The sequence below is a fragment of the Variovorax endophyticus genome (assembly GCF_025376855.1).
In the GTDB taxonomy this organism is placed as follows: Bacteria; Pseudomonadota; Gammaproteobacteria; order Burkholderiales; family Burkholderiaceae_C; genus Variovorax.
Genome location: NZ_JAHUTH010000022.1, coordinates 1 through 18900, shown reverse-complemented (window position 1 = coordinate 18900; position 18900 = coordinate 1). Strand labels below are relative to the sequence as shown.

General features: G+C 68.1%; 15 protein-coding genes and 1 pseudogene. 9 read left to right on the top strand and 7 right to left on the bottom strand.

Annotation, left to right across the window (positions count from 1 at the left end; all coding sequences use genetic code 11):
* Positions 1 to 4: 4 nt before the first annotated feature.
* The 9 genes from KV106_RS25725 to KV106_RS25685 are packed head-to-tail and all read left to right on the top strand — an operon-like array spanning position 5 to position 9255.
* Positions 5 to 1321 carry a CpaF family protein gene (locus KV106_RS25725; protein ID WP_261213352.1) on the top strand — a complete coding sequence of 439 codons (1317 nt, stop codon included), beginning with the start codon at positions 5 to 7 and terminating at the stop codon, positions 1319 to 1321.
* A complete protein-coding gene (locus KV106_RS25720; RefSeq protein ID WP_261213350.1) occupies positions 1314 to 2312 on the top strand; it encodes a type II secretion system F family protein in 999 nt (332 codons plus the stop codon). Before KV106_RS25725 ends, KV106_RS25720 begins: the two co-directional genes overlap by 8 nt.
* A complete protein-coding gene (locus KV106_RS25715; protein WP_261213347.1) occupies positions 2309 to 3265 on the top strand; it encodes a type II secretion system F family protein in 957 nt (318 codons plus the stop codon). The genes KV106_RS25720 and KV106_RS25715 overlap by 4 nt, the downstream gene beginning before the upstream one ends.
* A complete protein-coding gene (locus tag KV106_RS25710) occupies positions 3262 to 4164 on the top strand; it encodes a tetratricopeptide repeat protein (protein WP_261213345.1) in 903 nt (300 codons plus the stop codon). The genes KV106_RS25715 and KV106_RS25710 overlap by 4 nt, the downstream gene beginning before the upstream one ends.
* The gene (locus KV106_RS25705) at positions 4161 to 4649 is read left to right on the top strand and encodes a DUF3613 domain-containing protein (protein WP_261213343.1); all 489 of its coding nucleotides are present in this window, start codon (positions 4161 to 4163) and stop codon (positions 4647 to 4649) included. Before KV106_RS25710 ends, KV106_RS25705 begins: the two co-directional genes overlap by 4 nt.
* 31 nt (positions 4650 to 4680) lie before the next feature.
* Positions 4681 to 5163 carry a TadE/TadG family type IV pilus assembly protein gene (locus KV106_RS25700; RefSeq protein WP_261213340.1) on the top strand — a complete coding sequence of 161 codons (483 nt, stop codon included), beginning with the start codon at positions 4681 to 4683 and terminating at the stop codon, positions 5161 to 5163.
* Complete coding sequence (locus tag KV106_RS25695; protein ID WP_261213338.1) at positions 5160 to 5663, top strand: TadE/TadG family type IV pilus assembly protein; 504 nt, start codon at positions 5160 to 5162, stop codon at positions 5661 to 5663. Before KV106_RS25700 ends, KV106_RS25695 begins: the two co-directional genes overlap by 4 nt.
* An 11-nt stretch (positions 5664 to 5674) precedes the next feature.
* Positions 5675 to 7783 (top strand): TadG family pilus assembly protein, encoded by a 2109-nt coding sequence (locus KV106_RS25690; RefSeq protein ID WP_261213336.1) that lies wholly within the window; start codon positions 5675 to 5677, stop codon positions 7781 to 7783.
* 35 nt (positions 7784 to 7818) lie between these two features.
* A complete protein-coding gene (locus KV106_RS25685) occupies positions 7819 to 9255 on the top strand; it encodes a sigma 54-interacting transcriptional regulator (RefSeq protein ID WP_261213334.1) in 1437 nt (478 codons plus the stop codon).
* 45 nt (positions 9256 to 9300) lie between these two features.
* Here the strand turns inward: KV106_RS25685 and KV106_RS25680 are convergent, their stop codons facing one another.
* The 7 genes and pseudogenes from KV106_RS25680 to KV106_RS25650 form a co-directional block, all read right to left on the bottom strand.
* On the bottom strand, positions 9301 to 10860 hold the full coding sequence (locus tag KV106_RS25680; protein ID WP_261213331.1) for a TolC family protein: 1560 nt from the start codon (positions 10858 to 10860) through the stop codon (positions 9301 to 9303).
* A complete protein-coding gene (locus KV106_RS25675; RefSeq protein ID WP_057594324.1) occupies positions 10857 to 12173 on the bottom strand; it encodes an HlyD family type I secretion periplasmic adaptor subunit in 1317 nt (438 codons plus the stop codon). Before KV106_RS25675 ends, KV106_RS25680 begins: the two co-directional genes overlap by 4 nt.
* Before the next feature lie 80 nt (positions 12174 to 12253).
* A complete protein-coding gene (locus KV106_RS25670; RefSeq protein WP_057594323.1) occupies positions 12254 to 14068 on the bottom strand; it encodes a peptidase domain-containing ABC transporter in 1815 nt (604 codons plus the stop codon).
* A gap of 83 nt (positions 14069 to 14151) precedes the next feature.
* Positions 14152 to 14445, bottom strand: a complete 294-nt coding sequence (locus KV106_RS25665) for a hypothetical protein (RefSeq protein WP_057594322.1) — start codon at positions 14443 to 14445, stop codon at positions 14152 to 14154.
* A complete protein-coding gene (locus KV106_RS25660) occupies positions 14442 to 17555 on the bottom strand; it encodes a glutamate ligase domain-containing protein (protein WP_409976560.1) in 3114 nt (1037 codons plus the stop codon). Before KV106_RS25660 ends, KV106_RS25665 begins: the two co-directional genes overlap by 4 nt.
* A 102-nt stretch (positions 17556 to 17657) precedes the next feature.
* Positions 17658 to 18164 (bottom strand): peptidoglycan-associated lipoprotein Pal, encoded by a 507-nt coding sequence (gene pal / locus KV106_RS25655; RefSeq protein ID WP_057594320.1) that lies wholly within the window; start codon positions 18162 to 18164, stop codon positions 17658 to 17660.
* A 93-nt stretch (positions 18165 to 18257) separates the two neighbouring features.
* A pseudogene (locus KV106_RS25650) lies at positions 18258 to 18900 on the bottom strand (hypothetical protein); the annotation flags it as partial.

Here is an 18900-nt window from a genome sequence, read left to right as displayed (position 1 = left end):
GCCCATGTCCACCGATATCGAATTCGCCGACGACGACCAGGCGTTCATCACATCCCAGCAGTTCCAGGACATCAAGAGCTGGACGCACGATCACCTGCTCAGCCGCATCGAGGAGCTGGGCGCGGAGTTCGGCCGCTGGTCGCGCGCGTCGATTCAACAGTTCGTCGAGCTGGAAGTCGACAGCTTCGTGCGCCTGCGCCGCGTGCCGATCAACGACCGCGAGATGCAGCTCATCTCGGACGCGCTCACGAAGGAACTCGCGGGCTTCGGTCCGCTGGAAGACCTGCTCAACGACCCGGCGGTCGAAGACATCCTGATCAACGGCTACCAGAACGTCTACGTCTCGCGTCACGGCATGCTGGAACGCGAGACCCTGCGCTTCGCCGACTCCGAGCACGTGATGCGCATCGTGCGCCGCATCCTCGCGCCGCTGGGCCGCCGGCTCGACGAAGCCAATCCGATGGTCGACGCGCGCCTGCCCGATGGCGGACGCATCAACGTGATCATCGAGCCGCTCGCGATCGACGGCCTGTCGGTCTCGATCCGCAAGTTCCGCAAGGAGCCGCTCACGCCGGCCGACCTCGTGAAGCTCGGCACCTTCGACGCCGGCATGGCGCAACTGCTCGAAATCGCGGTGCGCGCACGCTGCAACGTGCTCGTGAGCGGCGGCACCAGCTCGGGCAAGACCTCGCTGCTCAATGCGCTGGCCAGCTTCATTCCGGCGCGCGAGCGCGTGATCACCATCGAGGACACGGCCGAACTCTCGCTGAGCACGAGTCACGTGGTGCGGCTCGAGAGCCGCCCCGGTGGCTTCGACGGCCAGGGCGTGGTGTCGATCCGCGACCTGCTGCGCAACAGCCTGCGCATGCGGCCCGACCGCATCATCGTGGGCGAAGTGCGCGGCGCCGAAGTGATCGAGATGCTGCAGGCGATGAACACCGGCCACGAAGGCTCGATGGGCACGATCCACGCGAGCTCGCCGCGCGAATGCCTCTACCGGCTCGAGATGCTCGCGGGCTTCGCGGGCTACCAGGGCAGCGAGGTGAGCCTGCGTCGGCAGATCGCGAGCGCGATCGACTTCATCGTGCAGATCGGGCGGATGTCGAATGGGCAACGCCGCATCGTTTCGCTGAGCGAGGTGACGGGCGTCAACGACAACGTGGTCGCGATGCAGGAGCTGTACCGCTACGAACCCATCGTCACGCCCGACGGCGAGGAGAAGGACCGCTGGGTGTCGCTGGGCATCGCGCCGCATTCGCCGAAGATCACCCGCTTCCGTCAAGGGCTTGCTCGTGCCGCACAGGGAGAACGCCGTGCGTGAAGGCTTGCTCGTCGTCTTCGTCATCGCGCTGCTGCTGGCCGCGGCCGGCCTGCTGCTCTGGATGTGGGCTGCGAACCGGCAGGTCCGCAAGGTGACGGGCGAGCATCTCAAACAACAGATCGCCTCGAGCCTAGCCGCGCCTGCGAACCCGTTGCTCGGACCGCTGCGCGACAGCCACGCATCGAACCTGGCCGGCACACCGTTGTCCGATCCCTGGATGGACGCCGCCACGGCCGAAGCACAGGATACGACGCCCAAGAAGCACTTCGAACGGCTCGTTCCTGGCTGGCTGGAGGGCGTGGTGAGTGGTTCGAAGCTTGCGCTCATCGCCTTCGTCATCGCTGCGCTCGTGATCCTGTCCGGCACGCTCGGCGGCTGGCCGGCGGCATTGGGCGCGCTCGTGTTCCTGCTCGTTCTCGCGACATTCGGACTGTGGTTCCGCCTGCAAAAGCACCGGCGGCAGATCGTGAGCCAGCTGCCGGCCTTCATCGACGGCATGGTCCGTCTCATCACCATCGGCAATTCGACCCAGGCGGCCTTCCAGCTCGCGATCGCATCGACCCGCGCACCGCTGCGCCGACACCTCGACCGCGCGGCGACGCTGGTGCGCGCCGGCGTCGATCTGGATCACGCGCTTCACCAGGCGGCTGCGCGTGTGCGCATCGAGGAGATGTACCTGCTCGCTTCGATCTTGGGCCTAGGAGTGCGCTATGGCGGTCGCGCCGACCTGCTGCTCGAACGGGTCGCGAATTTCATGCGCGACCGCGAGCAAGCCCAGCACGAACTCGTGGCGCTTTCCGCGGAAACACGACTCTCCGCCTGGATTCTCGGTCTGCTGCCGGTATGCGTGGGCGCGGCCATCATCACGCTGAATCCGACCTACTTTCTGCGCATGTGGGACGACACCACCGGCCAGTACCTCGTCGTCGGCGCAGTGACGCTGCAGGTGTTGGGAGCACTCCTGCTCTATCGGCTCGCGAGGCTCGCATGACTTCGACGCAGATCGCCACCCTGAGTCTGGGACTGCTCGCCCTCGGCATGCTGCTGATCGCGGGCTTGCTGATTGGACGCGAAGTGCAGCGCGCGCGACGCGGCGAGGTGCTAGGACGCGCGATCCGGCACGGCACCGAAGACATCGCGGCACCGGCCGTCGCCACGACGGATGGGGATCCATTCGGCGCGACACGCAACGAAACGGAACTGCCCTTTCATTGGCTCGACAGCCGACTCGGTCGCGCCTTGGTGGCCGACGAAGACCGCAAGCTAATCGACCAATGCGGCTTCTCCTCGCTGCGGGCTCAACTGATCTTCCTGGTGATCCGCACGACCTTGGCCGCCCTGCTGCCGCTGTTGTTCTTCATCGGCTGGAGTAAGAACTTCACCGTCGGAGAAGACCTGGCCATCGGCATGGCGGCGTTCGTGTTCGGGTTCATGGCTCCCAAATGGGTTCTGTCACGGATGGCTGCCTCACGCCGCGAGCGCGTCTCGCAGGAACTCCCGCTCTTCGTGGACCTGCTGCGTCTGCTGCAGGGCGTGGGCCTGAGCCTCGACCAGAGTCTGCAGATCATGGCCACCGATTTTTCCCACGTGCTGCGGGTGCTCAGCTACGAGCTCGCGATCGCGAACCGGCAGTATGCACAGGGACGAACGCGCGAGCACTCGCTGCTGCGGCTCGCCACTTTGCACGACAGCGAGAACCTGACCGGCCTGGTCGCGTTGCTCGTGCAGGTGGACAAACACGGAGGCGCCGTTCAGGAGCCCTTGCGCCAATACAGCGATCGGCTGCGCGAGCATCGACGGTCGGAACTCAAGGAGCGCATCGGCAAGATCACCGTCAAGATGACCGGCGTGATGGTCGTGACCCTGCTGCCCGCACTGGTGATCATCACGGCAGGACCGGGCTTCCTGGCCGTCTTTCGTTCGCTCGGAGCACTTGCGAAATGACAACCGATGCCCCTATCTCCCTACCCCGCCGCCGGCCACGTATCGCCGTCGGTGCCGCAGTGCTGATCCTTGCGCTTGCAACCGTCGGTTGCGCGTCGACCAAGGACAGCTACGCCGGCATTGCCGAGGGGCAGCAGCGCCAGGCGGCCGAGGCGGCCGCCCTCTCCAAGGAGAGCGCCAACATCGACACGCAAGCCACCTACCTCGGTCTGGTCGACCAGATGCAGCAGGAAGGCCTGTGGTTCGCATCGCTGGCGCACATCGACGCGCTCGAGCAACGCTGGGGCGTGACGCCGGAAACCACACGCACGCGCGCCGAGGCCCTGCGCCATTCGGGCCAGCCGCAAGCCAGCGAAACCGCCTACAAGCGCCTCATGGGCACGCGGCTCGAGGCGGCGGGCTATCGCGGCCTGGGGCTGCTTGCGGGCGAACGCGGCGACTTCCCCGATGCGGTGCGCTTGCTGAAGGAGGCGCAGCGGCGCACGCCCACCGACGCCCTGCTGCTCAGCGATCTCGGCTACGCGAATCTGCGTGCCGGCCAGTTTTCCGATGCGCGGCTGCCCCTGATGCAGGCCCTTCAGCTGCGACCGGACAACGCGCAGGCGCAGGCGAACCTGGCCCTCTACTTCGAAGTGACCCAGCAGCCCGATCAGGCCCGGGCCTTCATGGATGCCAGCAAGCTCTCGCCCGCGACGCGCAGCGCGGTTCAGGACACCGCGCGGCAATTGATGGCGACCGCGCCGACCAGCCGTGCGCAGGCCCAGGAGCCCCCGCCTGGAAACGGCACCCCGGCCGCCGCCGAGATATCGACCGCCGACGCAGCCGAACCCCTTTCGCTGAAGGCCTCCCGCTCCACATCGCTGTCATCGACACGATCGACCCCCAGAGGAACACCATGAACACCTTTCTTCTCCGTTACCCGTCATGGCTCGCGCTCGGCCTGGTCGGCGCCGCCATGACTGTGCTCCCGGCCTCTGCACAAGTCACCGAGCCGAAGGCCACCGCAGCGAGCGCATCGGCCCCCGAACCCTCTGCCCAGGTCAAGCCTGTCGCCGAAGCGGCATCCTCCGTGCCGGCTGCAGCCGTCAAGCCGGCCATGGAACCGCCGCCGCCGGCGACCGAGACCGCGGAGACCACGCCCACCGAGTCCTACGACGACGCATTCGACGCCCCACCGCTGCAGGTCGGCGACGCGACGATGAATCTTCTCGCCTGGCAGAGTTCCGGCGCCATCGCCTCGCAGACGCCGCGGCGGATCCCCGGCGACATCGCTCGCCGCAACTACGAGCGCTACCTGAAGAGCTTCGAGCACCCGATCCCCGAATACATGGGTTCGTCCTTGAACAGCTCGAACGGCGCAGCGTCCTCGGGCCAGGCGAGATAAGCCGCCGGCTCGTCCGCCCCAGGAGTCCGCCATGAGGAAGCACGACCATCGTCCCCCGGCCAGATCGCAGGCCGGCAACTACGCGATCGAGTTCGCGATCGTCTTCGTCATCCTCTTCACGATGCTCTATGCCATCGTGTGCTATGCCATCTTCTTCACCGTGCGCTTCAGCCTCCAGAACGCGGCGGAGGATGGCGCGCGGGCGGCGCTCGCCTATCAGACGACATGGCCGAACCGCAAGAGCGCGGCGGAAACCCTCACCCGCGCGCGCGTGCCCTCCTGGCTCACGATCGCCACCGACGGTGTGGTGGCCAAGCGCTGCCAGGTCCAGGCCAGCGGACAGAGCAACTGCGACACGCCCACCTGCGGCACCGCCTGGGAAGCCCGTTGCCAGGTGGTCGTGACCATCACGGCCACGCAGCTTCGCTCGCTGCTTCCGCCGCTGCCGCCGTTCGCGGTGCCGGACGCCATCGTCGGCCAGGCCAGCATGCTGCTGGACGGGAGAACGCCATGAACCGGGCCGCCCGCCCTACCGGACGCGGCATGCGCAAGCGCCAGCGCGGGGTCGCCGCCATCGAGTTCGCGTTCGTCTTCATGATGCTGTTCTTCATCATCTACGGCATCGCGACTTTCGGGGCCGTGCTCTACATCCAGCAGGTGATCTCGCGCGCCGCGGAAGACGGCGCCCGCGCCGTTCCGATGCTGCTGTCCCCACCGCTCACAGCCAATGACACCCGAGTGCGCGACACCGTCTACGACTCGCTCGCCGCCGCGCTCGTCGCTCCGGCCGGATCGAGCGCCACGCCGCAAAGCCGCCGAACCTGGATCGCGGCGAATGCCACCGTGAACGTGACGATCACCGCGGCGGCTGGCGCATCGGGTCCCAGCGCGGTCGTTTCGGTAACTTATCCGTACTCCGCCAACCGCTTGCTGCCTTCCCTTCCCGTGCTCGACACGAGCCGCTGGATGCCCGACAACCTCAGCAGTCGCGCGACCGCAGCCATTCCTTCGTGAAGGAGCTTCACTTGAACGCGCACCCCATCACGATGCCTCGCCGCCCACGCCGCGGAGGCTCCGTACCGGCACGCCAGTGCGTCCGCGGTAGCGTGATCGTCAATGCGGTGGTCGCCATGCTGCTCGTGCTCGTGGTCCTGATCGGCACCGAGCTCGGCTACCTCTTCTACATGAAGCGCGAGCTGCAGAAAGCCGCAGACCTCTCGGCATTGGCCGGCACGCAGATCCTCAAGCCCACCAACTGCGCAACGGCGAGCGACGTCGCATCCGCCAATGCGACGAAAAACCTCTCGTTTCTGACCCCCAGCCAATTCCAGTTCAAGGCGACCTGCGGCACCTGGAATCCGGCCACGCTGCCGGGACCCCAGTACTTCAGCAGCGCGGCCAGTGCCGGCGCGATCAACGCGCTCCACGTGGAAATCACCGGCAGCACGGCACTCCTGTTCCCCAACATCGGCGGCAACAGCGTCCGGACGCTCAAGGTCGAAGCCTACGCCGTCAAGGACACGCCGCTGGCCGTCTTCAGCGTCGGCTCCAAGCTCGTGGACATCAATCCCGCTGCACCGCTCATCTCGATACTGAAGTTCGTGGGCGTCGATCCCAGCGGTACTTGCGTCGCTTGCTATACCGGCCTAGCGGGCGTGAAGATTACCCCCGGCGGGCTGCTGGAAAAGCTCGGCATTCCCGTGGCGGCGGACATCAGTGTCGCGGACCTCAACACGTTGCTTGCCGCCAGCAAGGTCAAGCTGGGCGACCTGCTCAACGCGGTCGTGCAACTGGCCGGTCAGGACAGTTTGCTCGGCGTGAATGCGCAACTCATCGGCTCGTTGGTGAACGCAGGCCTCAACCTCGACAGCCTGCAGGTTCAATTGGGCAGCAATGCCACGGCGGGAGGCCTGTTCGCTGCCATCAACGCCCCCACCGGCAGTTCGGCGCTCAACGTTCAGCTCGACGCGTTCGACCTGATCAAGACTTCGCTCGGCGTCGGCACCAAGGACCACGCTGCGCAACTCGGAACCGGCCTCAACATCCTGGGTCTTGCCGTTTCGGTCGAGGCACGCGTGATCGAACCGCCATCCATCGGCATCGGCGGTGTGGAAACCGTCGCTTATAACTCGCAGGTTCGCGCCTTCATCCAGATCCAGACAAAGCCCGGCGAACTCCTTGGCGCACTGCTTGGCGCCTTGGGAACGCAGATCAACCTTCCTATCTCGATCGATGTCGTGAATGCCTTCGGCACGCTGACGGCCATCAACTGCGACGTTACGCCCTACGAAGCGACCATCAAGGTGGAGGCGCCAGTTCTTCGCGCGTGCATGGGCCAAATTCCATCCTCGATACTTTGGTCGAAGGCCGACGTCTGCTCGACATCGAACCTGGGATCGATGACCTTCGTGAAGCTACTAGGCATCGATCTCTTGAAGGGAAGCGTTTCCGTACCGGCATTGAATTCGGTCGACTCCGTCACTCTCCCCGTGGGAAGCACCAAGACAACGGATAGAAATCAGCTTCCCCTCGGTGATACGGTGCAGGATCTCGTCGACAAGTTGCTGAAGCTGCTCTTCGGAAGTGGAACCGACAACGTCGACCCCGCCGCGCGCGCTGCGACGCCCGATATCGCGGCCAAGTTGGCGGACTACTACCTCGGCAAGGCGGGTGGGAGTGTTTCCAGACTCCGTTCGTTGATGGAGCAAGACAATATGACCTGGAGTCGTCCTGCTTTGCTAGGCCTGCTATCGACAAACATGCCTCAGGAGTGGGAAGACAAAGTCAACACGCCCTCGCTCTTGGGAGGATGTGGCGGAAGCCTCAGCAGCACCTGTGCTCGCAATGCATTGATTCAGTCACTTCAGACACGCAACCAGGACGGCTTGATCACGGGTCTTCTGAAGGGCTTGGTCGATCTCGTTTCTGGCCTGCTCGGCCTCAACCCCAACAGCGGCGGTACCCCTCTTCTTTCGGCCGTTCTTGGCCCCCTCATCCAGTTGCTCCAGCCGCTGCTGAACTCCATCGGCGGACTCCTTTCCAACTTGTTGGGCGACACCCTAGGGCTGGAACTGGGCCGCACCGATGTGCATCTCCAGTCCGTGAGCTGCCAGAACTCCCGGCTGGTCTACTGACGTCTGCAGATGCGTAAGAGCCTTTCAAACCACAGATGAGCGCCTCCCCCAATTTCGACGAACTCGACCTCTTTGTCTGGGAAGGAAAGGCCGACATCCTCGACCGCATCGCCCGCTGCATGGCGAGCTTCGATGTCGAGGTGATCCGGGCCGACGGCATGCCGCCGCCCTCGCAGGACCGCACGGCGGCGATGCGGCCGTCGGTGGCGATCATCAGCGTCACGGTCATCGATGGCGGCGGGTTGCCGCAGGCCACCGAACTGCTGCAGGGCATGCCGGTGATCTGGGTCGCGGCCGCTTCGCGCGAGCGCGACTCGCGCACCTATCCGCCCGAGTACCTGCACGTGCTGCCCTACGACTTCACCTGCGCCGAACTGCGCACGATGGTCGCGAAGCTGGTGCGGCAACTGCGCGCGCGCGACGTGGCGCCGCAGCCGCTCGACGAGCTGGTGGCGCACTCCGAAGCGATGAAGTCGCTGCTGGCCGAGGTCAATGCCTTCGCCGATTGCGACCACAGCGTGCTGGTGCGCGGTGAGACCGGCGTGGGCAAGGAACGCATCGCGCAGCAGCTGCACCTGGGGCACCAGAACTACAGCAAGGGCGCGTTCGTGGCGGTGAACTGCGGCGCGATTCCCGACGGGCTGTTCGAGTCGCTGTTCTTCGGCCACGCCAAGGGCTCGTTCACGGGCGCGGTGCATGCGCACCGCGGCTACTTCGAGCAGGCCACGGGCGGCACGCTGTTCCTCGACGAGATCGGCGACCTGCCGAAGTACCAGCAGGTGAAGCTGCTGCGCGTGCTCGAGGACGGCGCGGTCACGCGGCTCGGCGCGACCTCGCCGATCCGGGTCGACTTCCGGCTGGTGGCGGCGACCAACCGCAACCTGCGCGAGATGGTGGCCAGCGGCGAATTCCGCGCCGACCTGTTCTACCGCCTCGCGGTGATCGAGCTGTATGTGCCCAGCCTCGAGGAGCGCGGCGAGATCGACAAGATCGCGATCTTCAAGGCACTGCTGGCCAACGTGCTGGGCGACCAGCTCGAGGCGCTCGGCGAAACGCCGCACTGGCTCAGCGACGCGGTGGCCGAGACCTACTTCCCCGGCAACGTGCGCCAGCTGCGCAACCTCGCGGAACGCGTGGGCGTGATCGCGCGGCAGCTGCACAGCTGGGACCAGCACCTGATCCAGCGCGCGATCGCACTGACCCGCGGCACGCCCTCCACCGGCGCGGGCGGCGGCATGGGCCTGGGCGCGAACGCGGTGGGCACGAGCAGCGCCTTCGATGCCGCCGGCGGCGATCAGCGCAAGGGCTGGAACGGCAGCGAGCGCAACCGCATCATCGCGGCGCTCGAGATCAACGACTGGAAACGCCAGGACACGGCGCAGCACCTGGGCATCAGCCGCAAGGTGCTGTGGGAGAAGATGCGCAAGTACCAGATCCTCGACGGCGAACCGGGCATTCCGGAAGACGCCTGAGCCGCGGCGCGCCCGGCGCGCCGCGCACCCCTTCTTCTCTGTTCGTCAGTTGCCGGCCGGCAGGCGCTCGGCGCGCCGCAGGGTCACGGTCTGCGCGTTCTCCGAGCGATCCACGCGCGCCTCGCTCGCGCAGGTCGAATTGCTCGCGAGGCACGGGCCGCTCAACAGGCCGTCCTCGGTCAGCACGGTACGGCTCGGCGCGCCGAAGACGCGGTCGACCCATTCGTTGCCGCCCTCGGGGTCGATGCGCAGTTCGCCGGTGGTGCGCGCCAGGCGCAGCTCGTTGACGCGCAGGTCGAACACGGCATCGACGTAATCGAACAGCAGGTTGTAGTACTCGAGCTGGGCATCGAGCACCTGCGGCAGGGTGTCGCGGCCGAACTCCAGCAGGCGGCGGCGGCCACGGAAGGCCTGGCCCGAGGTGCTCACGGCCTCCATCAGCTGGCGCTCGCGCTCGCGGCCCGACACGGTGCGCGACCACGAGGCGCTGGTGAGCTCGAACAGGTTGAGCTTCACGCCCTCGAGCTTGGCCTCCTGGTTCTCGACCTCGGCCATGGCGGTGCGCACGCGCAGCTGGCGGTCGAAGCCGCTGCCGAAGTTCCAGCTCAGCTCGAGCGCGGTGCGCGTGGGATCCTGCGGCGACACGCCGCGCGGGTCCTTGCTCTTCACGATCACGGCCTCGACGGTGGGCCAGATGCTGGCCTCCTGCTGCTCGACCAGCGCCTTGGCCTTGTTGATGCGGCCCTGCGCCTCGGCGATCTCGGTGCTGCGCTCCTCGGCGCGGCGCAGCGCCTCGGCCTGCGTGTCGATGCGCCACTGCGGCGGCGCGGCCAGCACCGGCAGGTTGCGCGTGATGGGCGTGAACTTGAAGTAGCTGCGGAACTTGGCGATGGCCTCGTCGCGCTGGGCCTCGAAGTCGGCCTCGCGCGCGGCCACGCTGGCGCGGCGCGCGCTGGCCATGTTGAGGTCGTTCTCGCCGGTGGCGCCGAGCGCGACGCGGCGCGCCTCGGCCTTCGAGAGCTCGGCCACGATCTCGGTGGAGCGGTGCGCGATCTCCTTCTTGAGGTCGAAGCGCTGCACCTGCAGGTAGGCGGTCAGGGCATCGAGCACCACCTTCTGCGAGGTGGTGGTGACAGCCTGGCCGTCGGCCTCGTTGCCGGCCTCGGCGGCGCGGATCGAGGCGCTGATCGCGCCGCCGTCGAGCAGGCTCATGCGCGCCTCGGCGGTGATCACGTTGTAGCTCTGGGTCTGCGCGTTGGCGGCGCCGCTGTTGTAGTTGCCCGATGAGGTGCCGACCTTGAAGCGCGGATAGCGCGCCTTCTTCGCCTGGTCGATCTGGAAGCCGCTGGTGTTGGCGGCGGCCTGCGCGGTCTGCACCTCGGGGTATTCCTGCGACAGCGCGACCAGCGCCTGCTTCACGCGCTGCACGTAGCCGGCGGTGCCGATCGAGGGCTGCGACAGGCGCCGCGCGAGCACCAGCGAGGGCGGCGGATCCTGCTGCTCCTGCGCCATCGCGGCGGGCGGCAGCGCGAAGCTGGCGGCGAGCGCCGCGCACAGCACGCCGGTGCCCGCGGGGCGCCGGCCGTTGGTCATGCGGCGCTTCATGGTTCGCGGAAGGCTTCGCGCCGAAGCTTGAGCACGGGACGCAGGATGTACCAGATGAAGGGGTCGGTGCCGACCTTGAGGTCGACCTCGGACTCCATGCCGACGGTGATGCGGTTTTCCTTGTGGCCGACGAAGGACTTGTCGGTGCTGATCAGGAGCCGGTAGTACGGCGCGCCGTTCGAGATCGCGGGGTCGCGGTCCGCGTCGGCCGCCACCAGCGTGACCTTGCCCTCGACGGCGCCATAGCGCAGGTAGTCGTAGGCGGTGATCTTGACGGTGGCCGCCTGGCCGATCTCGACGAAGCCGCGGTCGTTCGGGTTGAGCCGCGCCTCGACCATGATCTCGTCCTTGTCGGGCACCACCTCGAGGATGGCCTCGCCGGGCTTCACGACCCAGCCGGGACTGCCGCTGCGCAGGCCCTTGACGATGCCGTCCGAGGGCGCCTTGACCTCGGTGCGCGAGCGCTGCGTGCGTGCGCGCGCGAGGTCCTCGCTCAGGCTCGCGAACTGGCGCTCGACGGTGGCGAGTTCGTCGGACGCGCGGCGCCGGAAGCGCCCTTCGGCTTCGGCCATCTTGGCCTGCGCCTCGGTGATGGCGGCGTTGGCCGAGATCACGCCCTGACGCGCCACCGCGAGTTCGCTGCGCGCGGCCTCGGCCTGGCGGCGCTTCTCGAGCACCTCGACCTGGCCGACCAGCTTTTCCTTCAGCAGCTGCTCGGACACCTCGAGTTCCTTCTGCATCAGGTCGAGCCGGTCGCTCAGGCCCTTGACCTTGGCCTGCTGCTCGAGCTGCCGGCTGCGCGCGGCCTCGAGGCCGGAGATGGCCCCGGCCATCACGCCGCGCTGCTCGAGCGCGCGCGCGTCGTAGGCGCCGGTCTCGCCGGCGTACACGCCCTCGTCGATGTCCTTGGCGAAGCTGTCGCGCTTGAGCGGCTGGCCGCGGCTCTCGGCCAGCAGGCGCACGCGCGTGGCCTGGGTGGCGGCATAGCGCGCGGTCAGTTCCTCGAGGTTGAGGCCGCTGCCGCCGAGGTCGATCTCGACCAGCGACTGGCCCTGCTTGACGTGGTCGCCTTCCTTCACGAGCACGGCGCTGACGATGCCGCCTTCCAGATGCTGGATCGACTTCACGCGGTCGGAGGGGATCACGCGCCCGGGCGCGACCACGACGGTCTCCATCGGGAAGCCCAGGCCGACCAACGCGAAGACGCCGATCAGGCCGCCGAGCAGCCATTGGCGCCGGCGGCCCTGGGGCGTGACCTGGGCGGCGCGCCTCTGTTCTTCGGTCTGCAGGACCTGCGGCAGATCGGCTTTCAAGATCTCGCCTCCCTTGCGGTCACTCGGTCGTCGCACTCGGTCATCGGTCGATCGGTCCAATCCATAAACAAAGTCGAAGCTCAGGCGATCGAGCGCGCGGAGGACTCGCCGTCCTCGCCGCCTTCGGGCAGCGCCACCAGCGCCTTCTTCACGCCGAACAGCTTGGGCACCATCGCCGCGGCCGTGCCCTGCTCCACCGTGCCCTCGCCGGTCACGTGGTAGACATGGCTGGCGGCCGAGACGATGCGCAGCGAATGCGTGACCACCACCACGGTGCGCACCTTGGCCACCGCCAGCAGCGTGGCCAGCAGCGCGCGCTCGCTCTGGAAGTCGAGGTCGTTGCTGGGCTCGTCGAGCACCAGCACCGAGGGCTTGCGCAGGAAGCTCATGGCCAGCGCGAGCTTGCGGCGCTCGCCCACCGACAGGCCGGTGCCGCCCTCGCCCACCATCGAGCGGTAGCCGTCGGGCAGCCGCGAGATGAACTCGTGCGCGCCCGAGAGCTTGCAGGCCGCGACGATCTGCTCGTCGCTCTGGCCCGGCGCGGTGCGGCGCATGACGTCGATCAGCGAACCGCCGAACCAGTAGACCTCCTGCGAGAGGTAGCTGATCCAGCGCGACAGCTCCTCGCGGCCGAACTGCGAGAGGTCGTACTCGCCGATGCTGACGACGCCGTGCGTGGGCGTGTACAGGCCCGACAGCAGCTTGACCAGCGTGGACTTGCCGGCGCCGTTGCGCCCGACGATGACGTGCAGGCCGCCGGGGCCGATGTCGAGATCGAGGTTCTCGATGACCGCCTTCTGCGCGTTCTCGGTGAAGCTGAAGCTCACGTCCTTGAGCGTGATGCGGCCCAGCGGCTGCGGCAGCGCCATGCCCACCGGCGGCTTCTCCACCGGCTCGCCGAGCACGGTCTCCAGGCGCTTGGCGGCTTCCTTGGCGGTGGCCAGCGAACGCCAGTTCGACACCAGGCCGGCGATCGGCTGCAGCGCGCGCAGCGCGAGCATGTTGGAGGCCACGAGGCCGCCGACCGTCATCCACTGCTCCATCACCGAGATCGCGCCCACCGTGACCACGATCACCGAGAACACCGTCAGCAGCACCGTGGTGCCGTCGCGCGCGGTCTCGATCTGGCCGTTCTTGGTGAAGCTCTCGGTGAGCCAGTCGTTGTAGGTCTTCTGCCACATCTCGATGATGGGACCGTCGTTGGCCTGCGACTTGAGCGTCTCGCGCGCATGGCAGATCTCGGCCGTCATGCGGTCGAGGCCGCGGCCGCGCTGCACTTCCTCGACGCGGCCGGCGCGTACTTCGTCGGCCCACCACCAGGCGAGGAACGAGAGGATGGCGAGGAAGGCCACCACCACCGGCAGCACCGGCAGCGCGACGATGCCGATCACCACCAGCCCGAACACCGCCATCGGCAGGTCGAAGATCGATTGCGCGAGGCCGCCGGTGACGGTGCCGCGCACCGAGCCGACGTCGCGGAAGTACAGGTGCCACACCGAGGCCGGCCGCGCCTCGAGCGCGCGCAGCGGACGACCGAGCATGGAGCCCATCAAGGCGCCCGAGACGCCGTGGTCGATGATCGCGCCCGCGTTGCGCAGCAGGCGCGAGCGGCGCGTGCGCAGCCAGAACTCGATGCACAGGAAGAACAGGATGCCGCTGACCAGCGCCGCCAGCGTCGAGACGCCGCTGCGCGAGAGCACGCGGTCGTAGACCTGCAGCAGGAAGATCGAGGGCAGCAGCCCGAACAGGCTGATCGGAATGGAGCGCCAGGCCGCGCTCTTGATCAGCGGGTAGGCATCACGGAACGCGGCGTGGAGGGCGCCCGCGTAGGGACTGGCACCGGGCTCCACGGGCCGTTCGGCGACCAGTTGAGTGGGCAGGAGAAACTTGATCATGGGCGAAAGCCGATCCCGTCAGGCGATGACGCAACGGCTTCATTATCAACTGTTACCCGACTGTTACAAGGCAATATTTCACTCTAGAAAGCAGTGCAATTCGAGGCTTTGGTCAGGGGTCGGTCAGTCCCTGTCGCCGCTCGGTGCGAGACGGTTTCGGTAGGCAGCACGATGCCGGCGCAAGCCACCGTCCTGCGTGCCTGCGCGGGTTCGTCGTCTCCGAAGAAACCCCGATCCAGCAGGATCGCGACGTTGACGCACAGCAGCATGCAGACGACCCACGCGCACAGCAGCTGGGCCCAGCCCGTCCACCACCGGCGTGCCGGGGCGGCTTCCTGCTGCGCGGGCAGATGAAGGAGTGCATCCAGTCTGGTCATGGCAGTGCTTTCAGAACCCGGGCCAGCCGGGACAGACCCACGCCCGCGGAGCTTTTCGCGAGCACCCAGTCGCCCGGCTGCAGCAGGCTGCCCAGCGCGGTCGACAAATCGGAGACGTCGACGAACCAGTGCGAACGCACCTTCGAGCTGATGCGCGCATGCAGGGCCCGCATCAGCGGTCCGCACAGCAGCACGCGGTCGGCCTGCGTGGCCAGCAGCTCGGGTTCGAGGTCGAGGTGATGGCGCTGGGCCGCGGGGCCCAGCTCCTGCATGTCGCCGAGGATCGCCACGCGGCGCGCGGGCTCGCACGGGGCCTGCGCCAGCAGCTCGAGCGCGGCGCGCATCGAGCTCGGATTGGCGTCGTAGGTCTCGTCGATCAGCTTGAAGCTGCCGCCGCCGATGTGGATGGTGTGCAGCGCGCCGCGGCCGCCCGGCGGCTCGAACTGCGCGAAGGGTTCGACCGCCGCGGCCAGCGGCAGGCGCAGCGCGGTCAGCGCGGCCAGGCCGGCGACGGCGCTCATGCCCATGTGGCGGCCCGGCGCGTTCAGCCGCAGCTGCAGCGGCTCGCCGGCCACCACCGCCTTCACCTCGCCATGGTCGAAGGAGACCAGCCGCACGTCGGCCGCGCGATGCTCGCCGTAGCTCACCACCTGCAGCTGGCGTTCGGCCGCGACCTCGGCGAAGACCGGGTACTCGAGCATGTCGCGGTTCAGCACCACGCTGTCGCCGGCGGTCATGCCGAGGAAGATGCGCGCGTCCTGCCGCGCGGCGGCCTCGGCCGGGCCGCGGTGCTTCTGCGCCGCGGCCGAGGGACCGGCGATCACCGCGAGCGTCGGGCGCACCAGCTGCGTCGACGCGGGCAGCTGCGACTGGCTCATGTCGAGCACCCAGTAGGCGGCGTGGCGCGGCAGGCAGGTAAGGTTCCAGGCGATGCCGGACGGCAGGCTGATGCTGCCCTCGGGCTGGCCGACCTCGCCCCACACGGTGAGCGCACTGGCCATCATGGCCGCCACGGTCGAGCCCGTGACGCCCTGCCCCACCACCGCGCAGACGCCGCCGTCGAACTCGGCGCGCGCATGGGTGCCGAGCTGCAGCACGGCCTGCGGCAGGTCGGCCACCTTGAGCACGGGCACGCGCTTGTCGAGGTGCGGCTTGGGATCGACGCACAGCACGGCGGCCGCGGGCTGCAGCACGCCCTTGAGCGCGACGGCCGCGAGCGGGGCCTTGGCATTGCGGGTCTGGTTCTCGAACACCACGCGGCCCTTGCGCAGGAAGGAGCGCTGCGCGACGCCGCTGGCGCGCCAGCCGTCCTCGGGCTTCACCACCCACTCGCCGCCGGTCACGCGCGCCATCTCGCTCGCGGTCCAGGTGCCGCCATCGTCGCGCGGTCCGCCCTGGCCGACCGAGATGCCGCCGCCGGCCACCGCGCCGGCACCGGTGCCGTGCAGCGTGCGGCGCTCCACCAGGTAGCGGTGGAAGGCCACGAAGCCCGAGACGTACTGCTCGACATCGTCGATGCGCACGCGGAAGGCGTGGTGGCGGATGAAGAACGAGCCGACGATGGTCGAGGGACGGCGGAAGTACATCGCCATCTCGGGCCAGAAGTAGCCGTTGAGCAGGTAGTGCGCGCGGTAGTCGAGCGCGCGGTAGAACTTCTCGACGTCGAGCTCGTCGAGCAGGTGCCGCATCGCGGGCATGCCCTCGAGCCGCTGCAGCATCTGCTGCGCGGCGAGCATCAGCTCGAGCAGCGTCGGGAAGGTGGTCTTGCGGTCGAGCACGAAGTCGAGGTAGCCCGCGACGTTCTGCAGCCCGAAGCGGAAGTAGCGCTCCTGCGGGCTCCAGCGCGCGAGCTCGTTGACGCAGCAGCTCAACCAGTGGTCGTGCGCCTGCCAGTGCTGGCTGGCGATGAAATGGTCGAAGGCCTTCTCCACCACCGCGAGCCACTGGGGATCGCGCGTGAGGCCATAGAGGCGCAGCAGGCCGTACGAGGCCTGGCCGTCGTAGTAGATGATCCGCGAGGCCTGCTTGAGCGTCAGGTCGTTCGCATGGATGACGTGGTTGAAGCGGCCGGTCGCCGGGTCCTGCAGCGAGGAGATGCCCAGCGCGAGCTTGTCGAGCAGCGGCAGCCAGCGCCGCGTGTCCATGGCCTCGCAGTACTTCACGAGCGCCAGCACGCAGGCCGCGTTGCCGCCGAGGCGGATCTCGCCGCCGGTGTCGACCAGGAACGAGATGTCGCGGCCGTCGGCGAGCTTGTAGCCGCGGATCAGGTGGTGCACCAGGCGATCGAGCGCGCGCTCGATGGCCGCGCGCAGCGTCTCGTCGCGCGTGATCTCCCACGCCTCGATCATGGCGTAGAGCGCGCTCGCATGGCGCATCGCGTCGTAGGTCGGGATGCGCCGGTCGAAGCAGGGGAAGTAGCCGTAGACGAACAGGCCGTCGGCCTGCACCTGGCGCGCCAGGTACGAGGCGCCGCTGCGCACCAGGTCGAGCGTGGACTGCGGATTGAGCGCGGGCAGCTGGCGCCGCCCGGCATCGAGCCCCGTGCCCACGAGCTTGTGCACCACGCCGTCGGGCTGGCAGAACAGGCCCACGGTCGCCAGCAGGAACACCGGCTGGTCGCCCGGCAGGTCGAGCGAGAGCCGGCGGCCGAAGCGCTCGTCGGCATAGAGCTCGAAGTTGCGCGGGTTCACCACCGCGTGCGCGATGGTCGAGTCGCCGCTGAGCATCGCGTTCGCGTTGAGCTCCTGCTCGGTGAAGGCGAGCTCGAAGTCCTTGTCGAAGGCCAGGCCGAGGCGGAAGTAGTTGCGCTTGACCGACGCGAGCTGTCCCTTGAACTGGGTCCAGTCGATCGGGCTCGCGCCCTCGACCCAGTCGATGCGCAACCAGGGCGTGGCGATGCCGTGCTCGCGCACCCAGCGTTCGACCTGTTCGGCGCCTTCGCGCCAGGCGGTCTCGAGCACGGCCGCGCGGGTGTGCACCACGTGCGCCCGCTGCGTGCCGTCGCTCACCGAGAAGAACAGCGTGAAGGCCGGGTAGGGCGCCGGCAGCGCCGCGCACACCGAGACGAGTCGCTCGTGGCAGGCGTGGAGCTGATCGGAAAAGGACATCATTCGGCCCCGGTCGAAAACGGGCAACCGGTCGTCTTTGTCATGCGTTGCCGCGATGACTCGGAAGACCGGGAGCTGCCATCGAAGGCATCGCAGTTCCCTGGTTCAGCGGTAGCTGAATTCGGCGCGGCGATTGAGCTGGTAGCCCTCCTCGGTGTTGGCAAGCGACGCGGGTTTTTCCATGCCCCAGCTGATGGCTTCGAGCCGTTCGGCGGGCACGCCCAGCTGCGTCAGGGCGCGCTGGACGGCTTCGGCACGGCGCTGGCCCAGCGCGAGGTTGTATTCGCGGCCACCGCGCGAGTCGGTGTGGCCTTCGAGCACGACACGGCTCGTCGGGCGGTTGCGCAGGAAGCTGGCGTGCGCCTCGACGATGCCGCGATATTCGGGCTTGATGTCGTATTTGTCGAAGTCGAAGTAGACGATCTTCGACACGCCAGCCGGGCCGTTCTGCACCGGCGGCGGGGGCGGCGGCTCGACCTTGGCGACCGCGCTCGCGCCCTTGTTGGAGTAGTAGTAGGTCGCGTCGTCGCGACCCGGCTTGGGCGCGGTGCCACAGGCCACCAGGCTGGCGCCGAGCGCTGCGATGGCCAGTATCCGGAAACTCGTCTTCATACCGTTCCTTTCAGAGGACGGACCGTCGCCGGTCCGTCCTTTCTTCTGCTGCTCGTTCTTCTCTTTTTTCCGTCCACTGTTCGCGTGACCGGATCAGCCCAGCAGGCCGTGCAGGATGTTGGTGACCGGGGTCACCACGTTGCCCACCGTGTGCTCGACCTGGCTGGTGATCGGGGTCACGGTCTGGGCCAGGTTGGTACCCAGGGCATGGTCCACGCTGTCCAGCACGTTGGCCACCGGCTCGACCACCGGGGCCGCGGCACCCGAGGCGCCCGCCAGGATGTCGGTCACCGGAGCCAGGGCACCGGAGCCTGCGCCGGTCAGCGTGTCGACCACCGGGGCGAGCGTGGTGCTCAGGCCGCTGGCGACATCGGTCACCGGCTGCAGGATGTTGGCCACGGGGCCGTCGCCGCCGAGCGAGCCGAGCAGGCTGCCGACCAGGCCGTCGTTGCCCAGGAGGCCGCCGACGAGACCGTCGTTGCCCAGCACGCCACCCAGCAGGCCACCATCGCTGCCGCCAAGGACACCGCCGAGCAGGCCACCGTCGCCACCGAGCACGCCGCCCAGCAGGCCGTCGTTGCCCAGCACGCCACCCAGCAGGCCACCGTCGCTGCCGCCGAGGACACCGCCGAGCAGACCGCCGTCGCCACCGAGAACGCCGCCGAGCAGGCCGTCGTTGCCAAGGACGCCACCCAGCAGGCCACCGTCGCTGCCGCCGAGGACACCGCCGAGCAGA